The following is an 881-nucleotide window of genomic DNA, read 5'->3' on the forward strand; positions in this document are numbered from 1 at the left end:
TGAAGATGTCGTCTCGTCGTGTCAAGAAGGGGCCGGGGCGTCGCCCGCAGTCGGCCAAGCGTCAACGGTTCATGGAGCTGCGCGAGCGGGGGTGGAGTGTCCTGGCGGCCGCACGCGAGGTCGGCGTGTCCCGTACCGCGGGGAACAACTGGGCCYGCGGTTACAAGGTCTACCGCCGCGGCCGTGTCGTCGGGTTCGTGCCCGGCTTGGARCGTCTGGCGGTGCGTCAGATCAGCAGCCGGTAYCTCTCCCAGGACGAGCGGATCCAGATCGCCGATCTCCGCCATGCCGGGCTCGGCATTCGGCAGATCGCGCAGCGCCTAGGACGAGCGCCCTCGACGATCTCCCGCGAGCTACGTCGCAACGCGACCGGCGCCGCGGGGTACCGCCCGTTCGACGCGCACCGGGCCGCGACCACGCGTCGCGCCCGCCGTCCCGGGCGTCGCGTTGACACCAACRCCGAGCTGGGGCGGCATGTCGMCGAGCGGTTGGCGCAGCGATGGAGCCCGCAGCAGATCAGTCGCCACCTGCGCTCCGCCTTCCCCGAACGGCCGGACATGTGGCTGTGTCACGAAAGCATCTATCAAGCTCTCTAYCAACCCGGTTCGGTGCTGGTCCGGCCTTCACCGCTGGCCCCGCAGCGCCGGTCGCCGCTGCGCACCGAACGCAACCATCGCCGCGCCCATCAGCGAACCGAGCGTCGACGGGCCCGGTTCGAGCAGCCCATGCGCACGGTCCACGAGCGACCGTTTCCGCCYGAGGACCGGTCCGAGGCTGGGCACTGGGAAGGAGACCTGATCATCGGAAAGGACCAGCGCTCGGCGATCGGCACGCTCGTGGAGCGCACGACCCGGGTCCTTCGGCTGCTGCACCTTCCGTAC

The 881-nt window shown here is 70.1% G+C and carries 1 protein-coding gene; it reads left to right on the plus strand.

The window, feature by feature from the left end; genetic code table 11:
• Positions 1 to 5: 5 nt before the first annotated feature.
• Positions 6 to 881: IS30 family transposase (locus AB4030_RS22395; RefSeq protein WP_442281405.1), on the plus strand; the 876-nt coding region annotated here is incomplete at its 3' end.

The organism is Terrabacter sp. 2YAF2 (assembly GCF_052114705.1).
In the GTDB taxonomy this organism is placed as follows: Bacteria; Actinomycetota; Actinomycetes; order Actinomycetales; family Dermatophilaceae; genus Terrabacter.